The following is a 16,715-nucleotide window of genomic DNA, read 5'->3' as shown; positions in this document are numbered from 1 at the left end:
AGCGCCGACGGTATTTACGGGAAGTCTTCCTCAGATGAGCTTTTCCAGAGTGATCGGCAGATCGCGGACACGCTTGCCGGTGGCATGGAAGACAGCATTGGCGATAGCGGGCGCGACACCAACAATCCCGACTTCGCCGACCCCTTTGCCGCCGAGCGCAGAGGCTTCGTAGTCAGGTATGCCCACTGAAATAACCCGGATATCGGGAATGTCAGCATTGGTCGGCACGAGATAATCCGCCATATTATTGTTGACGACGCGCCCATTGCGGCTATCCACCAGCCCCTCCTCCAGCAAAGCCTGGCCGATACCCATGATGATGCCACCGCGCCATTGGCTTTCCACCATTTTCGGATTGTAAAGCCGTCCGCAATCGAAGGCGGAAACCATGCGCGAGACCCGGACCGTACCGAAATCCTCATCGACCCGAACTTCGACGAAGTGAGCGCACCAGCTGTGCATGGACGTGTCGCCCATGGTCGGGCCTTGCACTCTTGCCATGCTGGTCCAGGCGCCCTTGTGGTCGGCGGCGCTTTGGGCATCATCGGGCAACGTATTGCGCCGCACTTCAATCTCATCGCGGTTCAGGGCTGTCATCAGCTCGGGCAAGGTGATCGAAGGCCCCTCGCCGCGTGACATGGCAATCCGGCCATCGCTCAATGTCAAAATATTGGCGCCGGTCTCGCGGAATGGCGAATTGGCGTCGTTAAGGGCTAGCGCCAGTATTTCGTCACGGGCGGCCAATGCTGCCTTGTGGACAGCGCCAGTGATCGACCCGGCCAACATCGACCCACCGGCAATAGCCGATCCCGGCAGCCTGGAATCGCCAAGCACAACGTCAATCTGCTCGACAGGCACGCCAAGCGCTTCGGAAGCAGTCTGCGCAAGGATTGTATAGGTACCCTGCCCCATGTCTATGGCGCCGCTGACCACCTCAACCCGCCCGCTCGCCAGAATGCGTATCATCGCTTCGCTTGGCGCGCGGATGACTGGAAACGTGCCGCAGCCGATACCCCAGCCGATCAGTTGGCGTCCGTCGCGCATGGTCCGGGGTTGAGCACTGCGCCGTGACCAGCCAAAAGCCTCGGCACCCTGGGTGAGGGCCTCGCGCAATTGGCGCGTGGACCACGGCTTGCCCGATTGATAATCGCGGTCGGCATAGTTTTTCAGGCGGATTTCCAGGGGGTCCATACCGATGGCAGCGGCCAGTTCGTCCATGGCGCATTCAATGCCGAAGGCGCTGGGATTTTTGCCCGGCCCTCGCAAAGCGCCTGGTGTCACTGTATTAACCGGCACGACGCGATGCTCGGAACTGAAATTCTCCACCTTGTAAAGAATCGGTGTCGCAGCGCCGGTCTGCTCAGGATAGTCCATGTAGGTGGATGTCTCACTGGCACCGCGATGAAGGATTGCCTGTAAAATCCCGTCCTGGGTTGCGCCCAAGGCGATGGTTTGGCGCGTCGCGGCACGTCCGCCGTAACTGGTGAAATTCTGGGGCCGGGTGACGGCCAGTTTGACGGGACGGCCCAGCTTTTTCGCTGCGGCTGCTGCCACCGCGCCATAGGCCAGCGCCCCGGCCTTGGAGCCGAAACCGCCGCCAATGAATGGTGAAACGATACGGACATTCTCCAGCGGCAGGCCGAACCATTCAGCGTAGCTGCGTGCCATACCGTGGGTCCATTGGCTCGGCTCCCACAGCGTCAACTGGTCCTCGTCCCATTGGGCGGTCAGGCCATGGGGTTCCATAGCGACATGGTATTCGCGCGGTGTCCGATATTCAGCCTCGATGCGCACTGCGGACGCTGCCAGCGCCGCCTCGGCATCACCCCACGAAACATTCAGATTATCCATCAGCTTGCCTGAACCAGCATTTGGATCGTCTAGTCCATTGATTACAATGGATTTTTCATACACCACATGAACCAGCTTGGCTGCTTCGGCTGCCTGCTCCCGGCTTTCGGCGATGACCGCTGCAATCGATTGACCATTGAAGGTTACTATATTCGACAAGGGATAATAGGGCTGGTTATCGGGCCGATTTCCGTACCAATCGGAGGCAGTGATCAGACCGAGATCATCCTGCGGCGTCAGCACCATCAATACGCCCGGTGCAGCGTTCGCTGCGGATGTATCAACAGACACCACCCGACCGGACGCGATCGTGCTCTGCACCAGCACCGCATGGGCAGGGTTTTCCACCGGATATTCCAGCGCATAGGTGGCAGCCCCAGTGATTTTTCTCTGTCCTTCGAACCGTGAAAGACGGCCACCGACCGCACCATCGGCGGCATCGCCGTGCTTGCGTGCTGTCACTATCGTCATGCGAGACCTCCCAGAGTGAGGACGGCGCGGGCGATAACGCGCGGCGCCAATTGGATCTTGTAGTGATTATCGCCCTGCGACACCGCACCTTCCATCGAAAGCCGGCTGGCCTGCTCGACGGTTTGCGGCTCCAGCAGCTTGCCGATCAGCGCCTGCTCAACGTCGCGGACCCGCCAAGGCTTGCTGGCCACGCCACCAAGCGCAATGCGAATATCCCGGATCGTGCGGCCATCCTCTTCCAGCTCAAGACCAACGGCAGCGCTGGCTGCGGCGAATTCGTAGGACTGACGGTCGCGGATCTTCAGATAAGTGGAATTTTCAGCCGCAGCGGATGTCGGAATGGTGATGGAGAGGATCATTTCCCCTGGCTTCAACAGGGTTTCGAGATGCGGGGCATCGCCATAGGGCAAAAAGAAGTCGTCGATAGCGATCTGCCGCTCCCCCAAATCCACCGTTGCACCAAAGGCGGTCAGCGCCACAGCAAGATCGCCGGGGTAGCTGGCAATGCAGAGATCGCTGGTGCCAAGCACAGCATGGTTACGGGTCACGCCGCCGATGGCTGAACAGCCGGAACCCGGTGCGCGCTTGTTGCAGGCTGCAAATGTGCCTGGATCACGAAAGTAGGAACAGCGGGTGCGTTGCATGAGATTGCCACCAACCGTCGCCATGTTGCGCAGTTGGGGCGACGCCGCCAGAGACAGCGATTGCGCAACAGCCGGATAGCGCGTCTTTATGGCAGGGTGATCGGCCACGGTGGACATTCTGGCCAAGGTGCCAATGGTGGCTCCAGTTTCGTTCACGGTAATGGTGCCAAGTCCGGCCAGATGGCTGATATCGAGGACATTATCCGGCTCCGCAACACCGGATTTGGCAAGGTCAAGCAAGCTCGTACCACCGGCCAGCAGCGCTGTTTCTGGTTGGTGCGTTGCCTCCCGAGCTGCTTGTATGGACGATGCTCGACTATAGGAAAAGCTCTTCATCATGCGGCCTCCGCCGCGTCACGCACCGCCGCCACGATGCTGTTATAGGCCCCGCATCGACAGAGGTTTCCAGACATATATTCGCGGATTTCCACATCCGATCCCGCATGACCCTCGTGGATGCACGCCACAGCCGACATGATCTGGCCGGGTGTACAATAACCGCATTGAAAGGCATCCTGTTCCAGAAAAGCTGTTTGAACCGGATGCAATTCGCCATTTGGCGATGCAATGCCTTCTATCGTGGTGATCGCATGGCCTTCCGCTTGTGCTGCCAGCATCATGCAGGACAGGACCCGCTTGCCATCGACATGGCAGGTGCAGGCGCCGCACTGCCCCTGGTCGCAGCCCTTCTTGGTGCCGGTCATCGACAAATGCTCGCGAAGCGCGTCAAGCAAGGTCACGCGCGGCTCGACGTCACATTCGTGAACAGCGCCATTGATGGTCAAGCTGAGATGAAGTGTTCCTGACATGATAAGCTCCGTGCTGTCGCTTAAAAGAGTGAATAGGCACCATGCGTTTGCTTAAACGCATTGGGCTTGCCGTCTCGGACGAAAAATTTTCAAAGGCGATGGTGGACAGCCTTGGCTGTCAGAAATGATGCCGACTTGAAGGACGGGGGATGCGCACTATTTTTAACATGACATCCTCCCCTCTTCTGGACTATGACTTGGAAGGCCCCCTTAACCGGAGGAGCCTCCGTTTAAACTAGAGGTTTGTCGTCTTTCGTCAAGCCCCAATTGTCCCGGAGCAGAATTTTGGCATCGGCTGCCTCGAACACATCTTCGCCGAAGGCACCCAAAATGCGTGCGGATGCCCAGCGAAACCGGGAGAAATTAGTCGAGGTGGCCGCCCTCGCCTTTGCTGAAAAAGGCGTTGAAACCTCGCTTGAGGATATCGCCCGGCAGGCAGGTGTCGGCATCGGCACGCTGTACCGCCATTTTCAAACGCGCGAACATCTCGTTGAGGCGGTTTACCGGCGCGAATTGTCAAGCCTGGCAGAAGCAGCGACGGAGCTTGCGACCACGCTGCCCGCCGATATCGCGCTGGAGGAATGGATGCGGCGCTTCGTGGGCTATATCGCCACCAAACGCGGCATGGCCAATAGTTTGAAAATTCTTATGAACTCCAATTCCAGCCTGTTTGCGGAGGGGTCTGGCCTAATCCGCGATGCGGTAGCCCGGCTGATGACAAAGGCGCAGGAACAGCAGCTTATCCGCGACGATATTGGCGAGGCTGACCTGCTGCACGCTTTGTCCAGTATCTATTCCATGCCCGACACCCCGGAATGGCGCGACCGTTCACATCGGCTGATCGGATTGCTGATGGATGGATTGCGCCACAAAAGCCCATCCAAAAGCTGATGGCGTGGACTAAAACCTGGAAACTGATAATCAGCTTCCAGGCTCGATAGTATGCGTTACTGCTTGCCGGCTTTGTCCGACCAGGATGGCGGCGCGCCGACCATGGTTCCAACCATTCCGCCAATGCCCGGTGCGCGGCCGAAGGCTTCGCAGGCGGCATTCTTGGGTGCGCCGCCCAGTCCCGATTTCAGCTTTTGCCCTGATGGCAAGGATAGATTGATGCCGGAAGGTTTCTGGCCTTTTTGCAGCATCTGCGAAAACTGGCCGGCAAAGGCTGAGGCCAGACCATAGGCATCGCCGACTTCGGAAACGCGGGGACCATTGGTTATCGAGTTTGCACCCCTGGACCAGACGATTGCCGCGACTTGTGTTCCCTGCGGGGTAAGCGCTTCGGCTTCCACCGCAAGGCCGCCGAGACCGATCGGAAGACGGGGAATACCGACCGGCAGGACGGCGGATGTTCCAAGCGTTGTCACCTTGGAAACACCAGCGGCAACCTTGCCGGTCGGAACAATGTCGGTAATCTCCGCTTGCACGGTCAAATCGGCAGGTTCGCCGGGGCGAACCACAAGAAACCTGTCGCTGAGATCAATGCACAATGCCCGATCCAGCGCGTTGGAAACCAGCCGGTCGCTGCCTTGCTCATGGAGCTTCGCGCGCGCCTGCGGCGATAATTTCGTCGGTGAAATGGCGATTGAGCGGGCCGTCAAAAGGCTCCGTTCATCCAGAAACACCCGCGATTTGCTGAGCTTGCCCTCGACCGGGCCCAGCTTGTCATAGGACTTGAGCGAGCCCGATTGCGTCAATGGAACTGATCCGCAGCCGGAAAGACCAAGAGCCACGGCCAAAGGTAAAACCACTGAAAAGCCCAGGCGACTTGCAGGTTTAGCCTCGCGACGGGCAAGGGCGCAGGCAAGCATATATGTCATAAAATAACGACCTTTTCTTCAAGCCTTGGCACCATATGTCGTGATCGATTCGCAAATCCAAAAAAGATGTCGAAGCCAAGGTCAGTGGCCCCTTCTATAGAAATCGATTCAAGGCAATTTCGCGGTGTTCTATGCGACAAGCACGAATATAATTATCATGAATAAAGGTTTTTAATTAAAGCAACAGAGGCACACCAAATATGCCGTTCAACTCTCGATCCGCGCACAATCACGCGCCTCATCGAGCGCGTGATTGATCTTCCTATCTTCAATCTACAGTCGGTTCAGGCATCCAGCATTTCGCGAACGGCGATGGCCAATTGCTTGAGGGAGAAGGGCTTCGGCAGGAATCCGAACTTGGCATCCGCAGGCAGGTTTCGCGCAAATGCATCCTCGGCATAGCCAGAAACGAAGATGAATTTCATATCCGGATAGGTCTTGCGCAATTCCTTCAACAGCGACGGGCCATCCATTTCCGGCATCACCACGTCGGAAACGACAATATCGACCTTGCCTTCCAGTTCCTCCATGATTTCCAGCGCCTCGACGCCGGAACAGGCCTCGTGGACCGTATAGCCCCTGGTTTCCAGCATGCGTTTGCCGCCGCGCCGCACGGCGTCCTCGTCCTCCACCAGCAGAACCACGGCGGATTTGCCTGTCAGGTCGTCTGGCTCCTTGGAGTTTTCGGACTCGGACGCAGCCAGAACCCGGCCATTGCCCTGCTGGGCTTGCGCGCCAGGTGCAAGGGTCGCATCGATCACCACTGGCTCGACAATATGGCGCGGCAGGAAAATCCGGAATGTCGTGCCTTCGCCAACCTCCGATTCCAGATAGATATAGCCGCCGGACTGTTTGACGATGCCATAAACCATGGCAAGTCCAAGCCCGGTCCCTTTGCCGACATCCTTGGTGGTAAAGAACGGCTCGAAGATCTTGTCGAGGATCTCAGGCGCGATGCCGGTGCCCCTGTCGGCCACTTCGATCAACACAAAATCCTCATGCGGCAGGCCGCGGTGATTATAGGCGGCCGCTTCGACACCGGTGACATTGCGAGTGCTGATGGTAATATTGCCGCCTTGCGGCATGGCATCGCGAGCATTGACGCAGAGATTGATCAGCACCTGTTCGAATTGAGAGAGATCCGCCTTGACCGGCCAAAGATCCCGTCCGTAATCCACATGCAGCTTGACATTGGTGCCTGAGATCAGCCGGTCGACCAGCATGCGCAGGTCGCCGATCACATCGGTCAGGTTCAGCACCGTCGGGCGCATGGTCTGCTTGCGAGAAAAGGCCAGCAATTGTCGCACTAGAACGGCGGCGCGATTGGCATTGCGCTTGATTTCCATCAGATCGGCAAAACTCGAATCCGAAGGTCGCGCCTGAAGCAGGAGATGGTCGGAGGACAGAAGAATGGCGGTCAGAACATTGTTGAAGTCATGGGCGATGCCCCCGGCCAGCGTGCCGACAGCATTCATCTTCTGCGTCTGGGCCATCTGGGTTTCCAGCGCCTTCTGGTCCGTGACGTCAACCGCGTAAACGATGGCCGCCTCTTCAGGCGCCTCGTCACTCTGGTCGATGACCGCGTTCACGTAGAACCGGAAATGACGCATGTCATCCAGCGGATGGCGCGAATCAATTGGTGCAATGTCTACCTGCCGGTCGCGCGCCTGCGACAGCGCCTCGGCGAAAACCGGACGCTCATTATCATGCAGGACGGCATCCAGCCGGATCTTGCGGTCGATATCATCACGGGAAACGACATCGGAAAAGAATTTCAGGAAAGGCGCATTGGTGCGCAGGATGCGCCCCTGCCCGTCCACCGAGGCAATTGCCATCGGCGTATTGTTGAAAAACCGGGTAAAGCGCATGGAGGCCGAGGAATCCGAACGGTCACCAGCAATGACTTCCTGACGGGCCAGCACGATCGTCCGACTCTCCCCCGGCGCGCCATCGCGGGCCGAACGAACCCTATGGACAAGGCGGGCGGGAAAACTGCGGCCATCAGCCCGGCGCAGGTCGAGATCGAGAGTCGCGGTCTTCGACAGGCCTGGTTCGGCCTGTACCGACTGGATAAGCGCCATGCCCTCGCCCGCAACCAGGTCCTTGAGGTAGATGGCGCCTGGCGAAAATTGCGTGAGATCGATGCCGAGCCATTCCGACAGGGTGGCGTTCAGATAGAAGATCTCGCCCTTGCGGCCAGCCGAAAAGAAGCCGGCTGGCGCATGATCGAGGTAATCGATCGCGTTCTGTAATTCCTTGAAAAACCGCTCCTGGTCGTCACGGTCGGCGGTGATATCGGCAATCTGCCAGATCTGAAGGCCTTTATGCGGCCCCTTTTCCACCAGACGGCGAGCCCGCAACCGGTACCAATGCGCGCCGGAACCATTGTCTGAAAACGGTCCGAGCGGCTTCAGCAGCCGAAATTCCTCCTGCCCGTCCCGGTCCTCGCGCAAGCCGTTGATCAGCCGGTAAAGTGCTTCACCAGCCTCGCGATGGCGAGACAACAGCGCTTCCAGCGTCTGTACATCTGTTGCCCTGCGTACGCCGGTCATCCGGCCATAGGCGGCATTGGCATAGATAATGTGCCCACGCGGATCGGTGACCAGCGTTCCCTCACTCTGGCTGTCGAGGAAGGCGCGGCCCAGACCGTCCGAGGGCGTCTGCGGCATGACTTCGATAAAACCGATGATCGCCGAGACGAGGAAGAAAATACCAACAATGGCCAGGACGCCGAGCACCCCCAGCACGATCTGGTTATCCAGCGAGTTTTTGAAGACCACGAAGGCGGCGGCGGCAGCCAGCAGAACAAAGGCCAGGATGACGATGCGAAACGCGGCCCCGCTACTCGGCCTGCGATCCACCAGCGGGCCTACGCTTTCGTCTGTCTGCTGCTGGTTTGTCATTCGGTCCTCATCTCGGCGTTCATTTGCCTTGTTATCCGGCGCCTTGTCACCCGGCACCTTATCCATCCGGTGCTTTGTCAGCCGGCAGCATTGCCACCACGATAGCTGGTCTCGCACGGCCTGTCCCGTCGCCATTGCCGGGAATCACGGTTAGCAACATCTTTACCAACTTGAATGGTCAGCAAAAAGCGCAGCAAGGCCACCATTGCCGACCATTCACAGCCAATCCCACACTCTCAGGCGCAATCTGGCGCAGATCTTCGGCACCTTACCCCTTCACTTCGTGGGCAATCGCAATAAATAGGCAGGGAATAAATGCCGGAGCTTGCTTGGCCATGGTGCGATGCGCCATATAGAGCCCGTATAGCTTTGCCTCGTTTTTCAAAGGCAAAGACGAAAATTGCGTTGAATGACCACCGATACTCGGACGGAGACAGCCACCATGATGGACGATATTCTCAACGCCTATGGCAGCCGCTTCCTGATCGCCGCCGGTGGGGTGTTTCTCGCCCTCGCCGTGCTGGTCGTGATATTGTGGATCCTGAAAAACCGGGCGCCGTCGCCCTTCGTGCGTGGTGGGCGCAATCGCCAACCACGCTTGCAGGTGCTGGATGCCGCCGCCGTGGATGCTCGCCGCCGACTGGTGTTGATTCGCCGCGACAATATCGAGCATCTCATCCTGATCGGCGGCCCGACTGATATCGTGGTCGAAAGCGGCATTGGCGAGCCTAAGGCCTATCTGGCCGGGGAGCTTGCCGCCAATGAGGCACTTGCCAGGAACCAGGAGCTCCTCAAGGCTCAGGAATTGGCTGCTCTTGCCTCCCGCCAAGCCAAGCAAACCGAACCGGCGACGCAAGCCGCGTTGCAGACACCGCCCTCACGACTGGAAACCCAACCGACACGGCAGGAGCCGCGTCCGCAACCAGTCTCTGCACAGCCTCAGAAGCCAGTTGCGAGACCGGTTGCGGCGGCTCCGACTCAGGAGACCCTATCCACAGCCGTCCAGGCAATGCCCGCACCGCCTGCCCCGCAGCCTGCTGGGCAAAAACCTGTGCAGGCCCCCGCCGCGCTAAAGCCCACACCTGAAGACAATATCCAGCGTCCACAGAGCGTTGAACGCCCGCCGCAACCCGCCCCCCCCCAGATTACGCCAGAGCAGGCTCAAACACCGCAGGCTCAATCAACAAAGGCTCCAGTCACTCAGGCGGCAGCGCAGGCCGAGAACCGGCAAGCAGCCCCGGAACCTGTGTCTACGGTGGCAGCCCCGGAAATTCCGATGGCGTCAAATGTCAGAGCCGAGCCGCGGTCAACCGAGACCATCAACGCCGAGCCTGTGACCGGTGTTTCGTCGCCGCGACATTCTGCGGCGCCGGTTATCAGCCCGCCATCGAGCGCTGGTCGCAACGAGGCACCAGCTGACACCGCACCGGACGTTGAGCCGCCCATGATGCCGAGCAAGCCCGCCGACGTGTCGATGCCAGTTTCCGAGCCTCGGGTTGCTCCCGCGACGACATCCCCTCAGGAGGCCAGCGTGTTGCTGGATGCTGCGCGCGAACGGGTATTGAAAGCACGGGTCGAACCTTTTTCCGCAGATCGCTACAAGAGGCCGACCCCGCCCGACGAGATCGACCTGTCACCTGAGCCTAATGCCGAGAAAACCCCGCAGGAAGATTCCGGGCCGGACCTCGACACTCTGAAAAGTGAATTTGAAAAGATCCTCGACGGCGAAATTCTGACCCAGCCAGCGGCGCGTCCAAAACCAACCGTTGAACCACCGGTTGCCCGCGCCATTGCGCCTCTCAGAATGCCGCCCGGTGCCAATCCTCAAGCCACAGTGACATCCGACCCCGCACCGAAGGACGGCAATTTGCAGGACGAAATCGCCCGGATTTTCGGTGAAATGGGCGCTCCGCGCAAGAATTAGAGTTCGCCTTACGACAAGAATTAGAGTTCGCCTTTCGAAAGGTGAAACCAGATTTTTCCGAAAGATAACCGCATCAAGGATAGTTGGCCCCTGACACCCTATAAAGAGGGGCTAACGTCTATATGAATTAATACGCATAATATCCCAGGGGCATTTCATACATAATCGACTCCGCTGCCGTGTGCCTCAACAGACCACGGTGGCGGACAGGCTCATGCAAAAGGATTTTGCATCGACTAACGATGATCTGGAAAATCTCCAACAGGCTACCGAAACGGAAGACGCTGTTCTAAAAACAGCCGCATAGGCGGGCGTTATGGGTTTCAGAGCGCTCTTACGGCTACGGTACGCTTGCGCTTAGTCATGCTTCTCTGCGCAGAAGACGCACGCACAATCACTGCGTGCTTTTTCTTCCGAACGCTGCGCTGACTATTTTTGGTCTATTCGTCGCGATAGACTTTTTCGCGTCGCTCGTGGCGTTCCTGCGCTTCGATCGACAGGGTCGCGATCGGGCGGGCGTCGAGGCGCTTCAAGCCGATTGGCTCGCCGGTTTCCTCGCAATAGCCGTAGGTGCCATCGTCGATCCGTTGCAATGCAGCATCGATCTTGGAGATCAGCTTGCGCTGCCGGTCACGCGCCCGAAGCTCGATTGCGCGGTCGGTTTCCGAAGACGCCCGGTCCGCCAGGTCAGGGTGATTGGCACTCTCTTCCGCGAGATGGCCGAGGGTTTCCCTTGCCTCCCGCAGAATGTCATTTTTCCAAGCAATCAACTTGGCGCGAAAATAAGCTCGCTGGTTCGCGTTCATGAACTCGTCGTCATCCGAGAGCACATAGTCGCTAAGATTGATCTTCTCACTCAACGCGATTCTCCTGAAGAACATCTCAATGGCGGACGTATATACTTTGAAAAGGTCGCATTCAAGCCTTACTCAAGGCTTTCCTTGATTTTTAAATCTGTTACAAAAATCAGCTAAAGGACTATTTTTTCATCGTTTTTCCTTCGTGTGGCTTATTTGTCGCAGAACCCCTTGACAAAGGTTTACACCCAGCGTCTCCAGCCGGGTCACATACCTCTTCCAGACGCTACAACCCATCCTGTTGACGCCGCATGAACTGGCGGGATAGGTAAGGCTTCGATCCAACGGACACCATCTGCATGACCGTCACCGTCTCCAAACCTTTCCGGGTCTATCTCATGCGGCATGCCGCCGCCGATTGGCCTGGGGCCGGGCAAAAGGATTTCGACAGGCCCTTGAGCAATACGGGTTACGCGCATGCCGAGATGATAACCGATATGGCTGCCGACAAAGGTTATCGCCCCGATCTGGTGATCTGTTCGACGGCTGTCAGATGCCGTCAGACGGCGGATGCCGTGCGCCGCAGCATGTGCGCAGAGGATGTGGAAATCCGCTATGTCGATGCGCTTTATAATGGCGGTGCCGAGACCTATCTGGAAATCCTACGCTCCTCTTCCCCGCAGGGGTCGATCATGCTGATCGGCCATAATCCGGCAATCGAGGAATGTCTGCATGTGCTGATCGGCGAACAGGCGTTGGCCAGCACCATTCCGCAGGGCTACCCGGCGGGCGGACTGGCGATTATCGACGCAGCAGACACCCCAAGCCGGTGGCAGTTGGTGGACTTTCTTCAGCCCTGAGGGGTGGCTACAAAAAGCGGATGGGGCAAAGGCGCACATAGCAGGGGCGCAAGCGATCATGACGCATTGGTCTTCGACCCAAGCCTTCAATCCGCTGGCGCATACCCTATATGCAGGCAAACAACAGGACCATTGCCCAGTGCCGCCATCCATGACCAGTTTTACCGACGAGACCCGCATCGCGCTCGACAATCTTGCCGACCGGGCCTCGAACCTGCTGTATCCAACGATCCGTCTCGGGGTCACGGGCCTGTCGCGGGCCGGCAAAACCGTCTTCATCTCCTCACTGGTCCATAATCTGCTGAATGGTGGCCGCCTGCCCTTGTTCGAGCCGCTGCAATCAGGCCGGATTTCCCGTGTCACTTTGGAGCCACAGCCGGATGACGCCGTACCGCGCTTTCAATATGAAGACCATATTCGCGCTCTGGTCCGCGATCGGGTCTGGCCGGGCTCTACCCGGGCCATTTCAGAACTGCGGCTGGTGGTGGAATATCAGAGCGCCAGCAGCTGGGGCCGGATATTTTCCTCCGGTAAACTGGCCATCGATATCGTCGATTATCCGGGTGAATGGCTGCTGGATCTGCCGCTTCTCGCTCAGGATTACGAGACCTTCAGCCGCAACACCGTGGAGCTGGCCCAGACCGGCATCCGCAAGGAATTGTCGGCGCGTTGGCTGGGATTGGCAAGCCGGGTCGATCCGGATGCGCCCGCCGATGAAACCACAGCCCGCCAATTGGCGGAGGCCTTTGCCGACTATCTGAAAGCCTGCAAGGCCGACGAGCGGTCGCTTTCGACGCTACCGCCTGGCCGATTCCTGATGCCGGGCGATCTTGACGGATCGCCAGCGCTGACCTTTGCGCCCCTGGCGTTGAAGCCCGACACAAAGATTATCCGGGGTTCGCTGCGAGCGATGATGGAGCGCCGCTACGAATCCTATAAAAGCGTGGTGGTCAAACCGTTCTTCCGTGAACATTTCGCCCGCCTCGATCGACAAATCGTTCTTGTGGATGCGCTTCAGGCCATCAATCGCGGACCGGAAGCGGTGCAGGACCTGGAGCGGGCGCTGGCCGATGTGCTGACCTGCTTTCGCCCCGGCAGTTCCAGTTGGCTGCGGGGCCTGCTTGGACGACGGATCGACAAGGTTCTGGTGGCCGCCACCAAGGCCGATCATCTGCACCATGAAAGCCATGAGCAATTGCAGGCCGTCACCAGGCGGCTGGTTGATGGGGCCATCACCTCTATCGGCATGGCGGGCGCGGGCATCGAAGTGGTTGCCCTGGCCTCGGTGCGGGCAACGCGGGAAGCAACCGTCAAGCAGGATGGCCATTTGCTGCCGGTCGTGGTCGGCACGCCCATGCAGGGCGAAACCATCGGCGGTGAGCGATTCGATGGCAACCGCAGGACAGCGGTTTTTCCTGGCGACCTGCCGGATAATATCGAAAGCCTGTTTCAAACGCCAAAATCCGGAAAAGACACCGGGCCGGATCTCAACATAATCAGGTTTCGCCCGCCGGAACTGGACGAAACAGGCGGCGGCATCAAGCTGTCCATTCCGCATATAAGGCTCGACCGCGCCCTTCAATTTCTCCTCGGAGACCGTCTGGCATGAGCAAGACACCAGAAGATCAACGCCCGATGCCACGCCGGCCTGCGGCCTTTTCGCTAGAGGAACCATCTTCCTCCCCTGCCCGCCCGCCTTTTGTCGAGGCGCCGGAGCCGCAAAGACGCGCGCCGAAAAGCTTCGACGCCAATGTAACGATCACGCCCGATGCTGAAGACCCGTTCCTGGCAGGCTTGAGCGAAGACGAGGCCATCGTGCCAATTGCAAGACCCGCCAAGCGCCGCTTCTCGTTCGGCAAGATTGCCGGTGCAGCATTCGGCGCGCTTGCCTCCTTCGCGATCGGTCTCTGGATCGATGACCTGATCCGTGATCTTTTCACCCGGGCCGATTGGCTTGGCTACACCGCGCTGACCTTGCTGGGCATCGGCCTATTGGCGCTGACAGTCGTGGTGATCCGAGAGCTGGCTGGCATTTACCGGCTGAATGCCGTGCAGGCAATCAAACAGCGTGCCAGCACACTTTCCTTGCAGGGTACGGCCAGCGAAGCGCGCAAACTGGTCAAGGACGTCGAGGATCTGACCCAGCACCGGGCGGAAACCGCCCGGGGTAGGAGCGTGCTGAAAGCCGCCGAAAACGACATTATCGATGCACCACATCTGATTGCCTTGGCCGAGCGGGAATTGCTGGCGCCTCTGGATGCCAAGGCCCGCAGCCTGATTATCAACGCGTCAAAGCGGGTTTCGGTGGTCACAGCCGTCAGCCCGCGCGCCCTTGTGGACCTTGCCTATGTGCTGTTTGAAGTGGTGCGCCTGGTGCGCGCCATGGCGGAACTTTACGGTGGCCGCCCCGGCTCCATCGGCATGCTGCGGCTCTTGCGCGATGTCTTCGCCCATCTGGCCGTGACCGGCTCGATTGCCATCGGCGATGGCCTTGCTCAGCAAGTTCTGGGTCACGGCCTTGCCTCCCGGCTGTCAGCAAGGCTTGGTGAAGGGGTGATCAACGGGTTGATGACGGCGAGAATCGGTATTGCCGCCATGGACATCTGCCGACCCCTGGAGTTCAAAGCGTTAAGACGTCCAGGCATTGGAGACTTTATGCCAGCGCTGAAACCCGCCATCAATCCCGACGGCAAGGCCTTGTAAAAATTACAAATTCCGCAAAATACCCTTCAAGAGATCTCGTGTGGGATAAAGAGCGCAAACCGCATTGAGACCATAACGACTAAGGAAATATTAACCATCCTTGCACTATAAATCAGCCAACAAGTGTTCGTCGATTACGCCAAGGAAAGCCGATGCCGCACCGTTTCTCTTTGCTACTCGGCAGTTTTGCCGTTGCCTGCGCCATTGCCCTTCCGGCAGGCGTTGCTGATGCAGCCCAGAAGGATCGCCAGTTCTTCGAATCCGTTTCCGGCGTCTGGAGCGGACCGGGCGAAATCGTCGCTGGAAAGTACAAGGGTACAAAATTCAACTGCAATCTGACGGGTGAGCCTGTCGAAGGTGCAGAGGCTGGCATCAAGCTGGGCGGGACGTGCCGGGTCGGCGTGTTTTCCCAACCGATGAATGCCGTGATTTCAATGAAGGGCGGCGCCTATAGCGGCCAGTTCCTCGACGGCGCCGAAGGCAAAGGCCTCGACATCATCTCCGGCCAGGTGAATGGCGATAAAGTGGTCATGGGTATTAACCGCGCCAAACTGAACGGTGCCATGGTCGCCAGCATCGAAGACGAAAAGGCCATGAACGTCACCATTTCCGTCAAGGTCGAAGACCGGATGATCCCGGTTATTGGTTTGCGGCTCAATCGCCAGGTTGACCAGTTGGCCGTTGGCTCGATCAAGAAATAAACCGGCCTTCCGTGGCGGTAACAGTTTCCAGACCCGGCATTAAAAGATTGCCGGGTTTTTCGTTATGGAATAAATAGACCTCCACCTTCGGGGGAGTTTTAGTTCCTTCATAAAAAGGCGTGGGAGACCTAATCACCCTGCCCCGCCTTTACCCTTACCACGTCTTGAAATGCCTATTCCTTGCCAATGGACGGACTGAAAACCATCAGGCTGAGGATTTCGAACAGCACCTGTGCCCCCGCCTGCGCCGTATTTGTGGTGCTGTCATATTGCGGCGCGACTTCCACCACATCGCCACCGACAAGGTTGACACCTTTCAGACCACGCAGCAGTTCCAGCACCTCACGTGTGGTCAAGCCACCGACCTCGGGCGTGCCGGTTCCTGGCGCAAAGGCCGGATCGAGACTGTCGATATCAAAGGACAGATAGGTTGGACCATCCCCGACCACCTGCAAAGCCTTGGCGATGACCGCTGAAATGCCAAGCGCTGAAATCTCCTCGGCATGAATAACCGTCATGCCGCTTTCATAGCTGAATTCCCAGAGATATTCCGCCGGTCCACGAATGCCGATCTGCACCGTGCGCGTCGGGTCCACCACGCCATCCAGCACCGCATTTCGAAATGGGCCGCCATGGTGAAATTTGGTTTGATCAAACTGGCCGCTGGTATCGCAATGGGCATCGATATGAATAAGCCCGACTGGACGATCTTTTCCAACCGCCTTCAAGATCGGATGCGTAATCGAGTGATCGCCACCGACGCTGAGCGGCACTACCCCTTGCGCCACCATCTGGCCAATACGGTTTTCAATATCGACATGGCTCTGCTCCAGCCGATAGCGGCTGGCAAATGGCACGTCACCGACATCCGCCACCTTCAAGTCATGCACTGGCGCGCAATCCAGCACATGGTTATACGGCCCGATCCGCTCGATGGTGCGCAGTGCCCGTGGCCCGAAGCGGGAACCAGGGCGGTTGGTGACGCCAAGGTCCATCGGCACACCGATGATCCCCACGTCCAGACCGCCGAAATCCGGATTCTCCGCTTCGACCTGTCGATAGGGAGCCGATAGAAATGTCGGAATGCCCGAATAAGGAGCAAGCCTCGTCCCCTTGCTGTCAAAGATTTTTTCAGCCACCCGCTTGAAGCGTGGATCAAACACTTCTCCGCCGGTCTCGCCGCCGTATTTACGCCGCAGCGCGTCGAGCTTTTCATTGTCGAAGGCCATAGC

Annotated in this window: 13 protein-coding genes; 6 read left to right on the top strand and 7 right to left on the bottom strand. The window is 58.4% G+C overall.

Annotation, left to right across the window (positions count from 1 at the left end; all coding sequences use genetic code 11):
• Nucleotides 1-30: 30 nt before the first annotated feature.
• The 3 genes from IEI95_RS17160 to IEI95_RS17150 are packed head-to-tail and all read right to left on the bottom strand — an operon-like array spanning nt 31 to nt 3,775.
• The gene (locus IEI95_RS17160) at nt 31-2,322 is read right to left on the bottom strand and encodes a xanthine dehydrogenase family protein molybdopterin-binding subunit (RefSeq protein WP_156536167.1); all 2,292 of its coding nucleotides are present in this window, start codon (nt 2,320-2,322) and stop codon (nt 31-33) included.
• Nucleotides 2,319-3,302, bottom strand: a complete 984-nt coding sequence (locus tag IEI95_RS17155; RefSeq protein WP_156538130.1) for an FAD binding domain-containing protein — start codon at nt 3,300-3,302, stop codon at nt 2,319-2,321. The genes IEI95_RS17160 and IEI95_RS17155 overlap by 4 nt, the downstream gene beginning before the upstream one ends.
• Complete coding sequence (locus IEI95_RS17150) at nt 3,302-3,775, bottom strand: (2Fe-2S)-binding protein (RefSeq protein ID WP_194416816.1); 474 nt, start codon at nt 3,773-3,775, stop codon at nt 3,302-3,304. The genes IEI95_RS17155 and IEI95_RS17150 overlap by 1 nt, the downstream gene beginning before the upstream one ends.
• A gap of 330 nt (nt 3,776-4,105) precedes the next feature.
• On the opposite strand from IEI95_RS17150, the gene IEI95_RS17145 reads away from it, so the two are divergent.
• A complete protein-coding gene (locus IEI95_RS17145) occupies nt 4,106-4,666 on the top strand; it encodes a TetR/AcrR family transcriptional regulator (protein ID WP_156536165.1) in 561 nt (186 codons plus the stop codon).
• 56 nt (nt 4,667-4,722) lie between these two features.
• Here IEI95_RS17145 and IEI95_RS17140 read toward each other — a convergent pair whose 3' ends face one another.
• Nucleotides 4,723-5,595 (bottom strand): DUF3313 domain-containing protein, encoded by an 873-nt coding sequence (locus IEI95_RS17140; RefSeq protein ID WP_139191471.1) that lies wholly within the window; start codon nt 5,593-5,595, stop codon nt 4,723-4,725.
• A gap of 284 nt (nt 5,596-5,879) precedes the next feature.
• The gene (gene cckA, locus IEI95_RS17135) at nt 5,880-8,498 is read right to left on the bottom strand and encodes a cell cycle histidine kinase CckA (RefSeq protein WP_015916180.1); all 2,619 of its coding nucleotides are present in this window, start codon (nt 8,496-8,498) and stop codon (nt 5,880-5,882) included.
• Between the two features lie 409 nt (nt 8,499-8,907).
• Between cckA and IEI95_RS17130 the strand changes: the two genes are divergently transcribed.
• The gene (locus tag IEI95_RS17130) at nt 8,908-10,422 is read left to right on the top strand and encodes a flagellar biosynthetic protein FliO (protein ID WP_156536164.1); all 1,515 of its coding nucleotides are present in this window, start codon (nt 8,908-8,910) and stop codon (nt 10,420-10,422) included.
• Between the two features lie 440 nt (nt 10,423-10,862).
• Here the strand turns inward: IEI95_RS17130 and dksA are convergent, their stop codons facing one another.
• A complete protein-coding gene (dksA, locus tag IEI95_RS17125; RefSeq protein WP_041696655.1) occupies nt 10,863-11,282 on the bottom strand; it encodes an RNA polymerase-binding protein DksA in 420 nt (139 codons plus the stop codon).
• 296 nt (nt 11,283-11,578) lie between these two features.
• Here dksA and IEI95_RS17120 point away from each other — a divergent pair, with 296 nt between their 5' ends.
• The 4 genes from IEI95_RS17120 (at nt 11,579) to IEI95_RS17105 (ending at nt 15,483) form a co-directional block, all read left to right on the top strand.
• Nucleotides 11,579-12,079 (top strand): SixA phosphatase family protein, encoded by a 501-nt coding sequence (locus IEI95_RS17120; protein WP_156536163.1) that lies wholly within the window; start codon nt 11,579-11,581, stop codon nt 12,077-12,079.
• A 139-nt stretch (nt 12,080-12,218) separates the two neighbouring features.
• Nucleotides 12,219-13,688, top strand: coding sequence for a YcjX family GTP-binding protein (locus IEI95_RS17115; protein WP_194417318.1), 1,470 nt, complete (start codon nt 12,219-12,221; stop codon nt 13,686-13,688).
• Nucleotides 13,685-14,782 (top strand): TIGR01620 family protein, encoded by a 1,098-nt coding sequence (locus tag IEI95_RS17110; RefSeq protein ID WP_194416815.1) that lies wholly within the window; start codon nt 13,685-13,687, stop codon nt 14,780-14,782. Before IEI95_RS17115 ends, IEI95_RS17110 begins: the two co-directional genes overlap by 4 nt.
• A gap of 152 nt (nt 14,783-14,934) precedes the next feature.
• Complete coding sequence (locus IEI95_RS17105) at nt 14,935-15,483, top strand: hypothetical protein (RefSeq protein WP_015916186.1); 549 nt, start codon at nt 14,935-14,937, stop codon at nt 15,481-15,483.
• 173 nt (nt 15,484-15,656) lie between these two features.
• Here the strand turns inward: IEI95_RS17105 and speB are convergent, their stop codons facing one another.
• Nucleotides 15,657-16,712: an agmatinase gene (speB, locus tag IEI95_RS17100; protein ID WP_194416814.1), complete on the bottom strand. Its 1,056-nt coding sequence runs from the start codon at nt 16,710-16,712 to the stop codon at nt 15,657-15,659.
• Nucleotides 16,713-16,715 lie beyond the last annotated feature (3 nt).

The sequence above is a fragment of the Agrobacterium vitis genome (assembly GCF_014926405.1).
GTDB classification, from domain to species: Bacteria; Pseudomonadota; Alphaproteobacteria; order Rhizobiales; family Rhizobiaceae; genus Allorhizobium; species Allorhizobium vitis_H.
The sequence above is the reverse complement of the archived record's forward strand: the minus strand, read 5'-3'. Positions and strand labels throughout refer to the sequence as shown.